The sequence below is a fragment of the Cupriavidus sp. UYPR2.512 genome (genome assembly GCF_000379565.1).
Classification (GTDB): domain Bacteria; phylum Pseudomonadota; class Gammaproteobacteria; order Burkholderiales; family Burkholderiaceae; genus Cupriavidus.
This window is the reverse complement of record NZ_KB902973.1, coordinates 1-3317: the sequence shown is the minus strand read 5'-3', so window position 1 is coordinate 3317 and position 3317 is coordinate 1. Positions and strand designations below refer to the sequence as shown.

Genomic DNA, 3317 nt, shown 5'->3' with positions numbered 1-3317 from the left:
CCGAAAGAGTTTACAACCCCACCCGCTATGTCATTGACCGTAAACGACTTTCTGCGGCGCACCAGCCGCCAGGAGTTGTGTGTAATGAGGTGGGTTAGACTGCCGTCCGGTGTGGTATTAAGAACATCAGGCCCACTAATGATCGCGCCAGCCACAGGAAGGAATTGCCTGACGGGTAGAATTGCCCCGATCTTAACTACGAGAGGAACGGGTATGTTCAGGGAGACCCTTTTCATGTGGGAGCATGCACGCAAGGCGGCGCTTCTGGCAGGTGACATCTCTGCAGGGCGCGCATCTCAAGAGAAGATGACACGCACCTTCCAGACTTCAGGATTGCCCAATAAGCCCGGGTACATCCCTGATCAGATTCAGCAAGCTCATTTGAGCCCTGCGATTATCCGCAAGATCGCCCTGACGAACACGACGGAGATTGAAGACCGAGTTACCGAAGCTGACTTTGAAGAACTCAAGGCGTTCGTCGGCAACCTGTTCGGCGTGGATCTCAGCAAGACGACGCTCTTGCGAGTTTCGAGTCAGTTCCTCCGGAAGTGGAATACCTCCGCGGAAGACCCCGAGGCGAAAGCCGTGAGCTGTGGCACCGATGAGCATCTGGTTCTGTTGCCAGACGGGTTCCAATCCCTCGATCTCGTCGCGCACGAACTCGGCCATGCCGCGGAGTTCACCATGCGCCGTCAGCTTGGGACAGACTGGGGTCTGGTGAATCGCGCGATCGTTTCGGAGACAACGGCCCACTACGCGCAGTTCCATCAGCTTCTCGCGCATGGCTCGCGGAATCGCCGCTCTGGCGCACTGGGCGCCTTCCTCTTCCCCTTCTTTGCGGCCCAATTTATCTTCGCGGCATCGGAGCAACCGCGCTATGACGGCGAAATGCTGGAGCACCCGCGCTTCGCACCCTTCTGGGACGCGCACTGCTACACCCGGCCTCAGCTTGAGGGCCTTCTTGGCCTCTTCTCCGGCCGTTCGATTGGAGAGATCTACATGGTGCCGGTGGAGACACGATTCAGCATCCCGCTGGCATTAAAACTGCTCGGCAGGCCCGACGACATGAAGCGGCTGATAGTGGCGAACATCGACAGACCCTTGGCGGAGATCCTCGACAGCATCGACATCGATCCTGCCGAGCTGCTGGACTTCACGGACCTGGATTCGCTGTTCGAAGGGTTCATTTCCGGCAGTCTGCACTAAGCAGATCATTAGCGACGCGCCAAGAGGCCCATCTGCTAACAATGGACGGCGCTCGCACGAGCGCTGTCGATTACGCTGTCAGAATTGCTGTGACCAATCCACGGTAGTCAGGTGGTTGCGTGAGTCCGCTCCCAGCGATGCATGAACCATCTCAGGTATCCCCGTGGCACTTCTTGAACTTCTTGCCGCTGCCGCAAGGGCACGGGTCGTTGCGGCCGGGCCGGTCGCCCTTCACCACGGCCTCCACGCGCGGGCCCAGGCTCTTCCATATCTGGCGCAGGTCGTAAACGGCCCAGATCGCCTCCCCGAAGGTTTCCACGCGCGCCTGACTGGTGCTCGGCGGCCCGTCCTCGCTGTACATGCAGACCTCGGGCTGGCCGGTGTCGTCCTCTGTCAGGGCGACGATGCCGTCGAGCGCGTCGTCCAGCCACTGGGCGGCCTCCTTGTCGCGCGGGGCGGCCCATTCCTCGGGCCAGTTCTCCACCGCGAACATGAAGCCCAGCGCCCACACCTGGCCGAACGAAGGGATTTCCCGCCCGCCAATCTCGGCGCGCTCTTCCTCGGGCAGGCTCAGGATGGCGCCGCGCATGTCCATGGCCTCGGGCTGGAAGGTGCGTTCGTCCTCCAGCGTCTCCACGGGCTGGTCGAGCTGGTGCCCCACCTCGTTCCAGCGGCGCTGCCACAGCTCCATAAAGCGGGCCTGCTGGGCCGCGTCCTGGAACGCGGGCAGCAACGGCAGCGGGCTGCCCTCGGCAACATCAAGCGCCGCGCTGTCGCCCAGCAGCATGGGCAAGTATTCGGCAGCGGGGATGCGGCGGCGCGTGCAGACAAGGGCCGTGAGAAAGCCGTCGCAGAACTCCCATTGCGGAATTTCCTCGGCGCGCTGGCGCAGGTCGTCCAGCAGATCGTCAAGCTCCTGCAGTTCGTCGGGCGTCAGTGCGGTGGGTTCAGTCATGGGGTGGGTTCTCGGGGTGCTGGGCTAGTAAATACATGGGGATGCGCTGGACGCATCGCTGCGAAGTATAGCGCCGCCACTTTGCAGACGTGGGCGGCGTACCACTTGCTAGACCGTGACGGTCCTGCCAGGGCTTGGCATCCCTTTATTAAGGGGTAATCGTTCGAAACGTGCAAATGTAACGGTGATTGCCCGGGAAGCCGCTTCCAGCAAGGCTTTCCGGTTTCGCTTCAATTGAGAAATCGCTTCTTCTGCAACCCTCTGAATCACAAGCGTTTTTGCAGCCCAACCGTATCAATCTGCACGAGAAGGACGATTACCCCTGTACGCGTTACGCGAACAAACGTTCGGGCCACAAGATGGCGACAGGCCGAGACGGGGCGACGATCAAGACCTCCCCTTCGATGCGCGAGAGTCCGAAGCCATCTGCGCATGCTAGATGGCGCATTGGCCTCAAAATCGGAGTCAGGGAGTTCACCCCCATTGCTTTGGCGCGGTCTCCTGTTCGCCCGGCGGATGGCCAGGGAGCGACTAGTACCGCTGCACTAAGGTTATGACAGTTTGGCTGGGTTGTAGGACAGGCAAGCAGTTGTGGTCAACGAGCAGTTCGATGGTGCGAGCGATACCTGCTTGGCGGCGGATCAATCCATTGCGTTCGAGATTAAGCACCATCTGATGGACGGAAGGCGCCGTAACGGCGAAGAAGCGCTGCATGTCGCGCTCGGCCGGAGAACGGCCGTTTATCAAGCTGTAGGCCCAGATGAAAGCGAGATACTGACCTTGCTTGTCGGTGAAACTCGGACAGGCTGAGCGCTCGCCAGACAATAGAAGCGATTTTTGACTCATTCGGAATCCCCGCAGTCGAAGGAGGGGTGATCGTCCTTTTGCTGTAGATTGATACGGTGACCAGTCCGGAAAGCCGCTCGCAGCAAGACTTCCGAGGTTCCTTCTACCCAAAATGTCGTACTCTTACGCAAGTCATTGACTCACAAAGAGTTTGGGGGCGCGACCCTATCCAATTGCAGCAATAGGACAATCACCCCTTGTCGCGCTTGGACGACATCAGCGCCCAACGTCAATTCGAGACTGGCCGCCTGCCACACGAAGCACGTTGCCCTCTGGCGTCATCTGCCGCGGAAGGTCATTGAATGTCGGC

3 protein-coding genes are annotated in these 3317 nt (G+C 59.9%); 1 reads left to right on the top strand and 2 read right to left on the bottom strand.

Annotated features, from left to right (window positions below; genetic code table 11):
* The first annotated feature begins 213 nt into the window (after nucleotides 1-213).
* Nucleotides 214-1206, top strand: coding sequence for a hypothetical protein (locus tag A3A5_RS0115565; RefSeq protein WP_018311483.1), 993 nt, complete (start codon nucleotides 214-216; stop codon nucleotides 1204-1206).
* A gap of 151 nt (nucleotides 1207-1357) precedes the next feature.
* On the opposite strand, the gene A3A5_RS0115560 is transcribed toward A3A5_RS0115565, so the two are convergent.
* The gene (locus tag A3A5_RS0115560) at nucleotides 1358-2161 is read right to left on the bottom strand and encodes a YecA family protein (protein ID WP_018311482.1); all 804 of its coding nucleotides are present in this window, start codon (nucleotides 2159-2161) and stop codon (nucleotides 1358-1360) included.
* A 531-nt stretch (nucleotides 2162-2692) separates the two neighbouring features.
* Nucleotides 2693-3007: a LexA family transcriptional regulator gene (locus tag A3A5_RS41565; protein ID WP_081623911.1), complete on the bottom strand. Its 315-nt coding sequence runs from the start codon at nucleotides 3005-3007 to the stop codon at nucleotides 2693-2695.
* Nucleotides 3008-3317: the final 310 nt, after the last annotated feature.

What these genes read in the sequence shown, in the direction of transcription:
- A3A5_RS41565 (WP_081623911.1), bottom strand. Translation starts at nt 3,007, where the DNA reads ATGAGTCAAAAATCGCTTCTATTGTCTGGCGAGCGCTCAGCCTGTCCG.
- A3A5_RS0115560 (WP_018311482.1), bottom strand. Translation starts at nt 2,161, where the DNA reads ATGACTGAACCCACCGCACTGACGCCCGACGAACTGCAGGAGCTTGAC.
- A3A5_RS0115565 (WP_018311483.1), top strand. Translation starts at nt 214, where the DNA reads ATGTTCAGGGAGACCCTTTTCATGTGGGAGCATGCACGCAAGGCGGCG.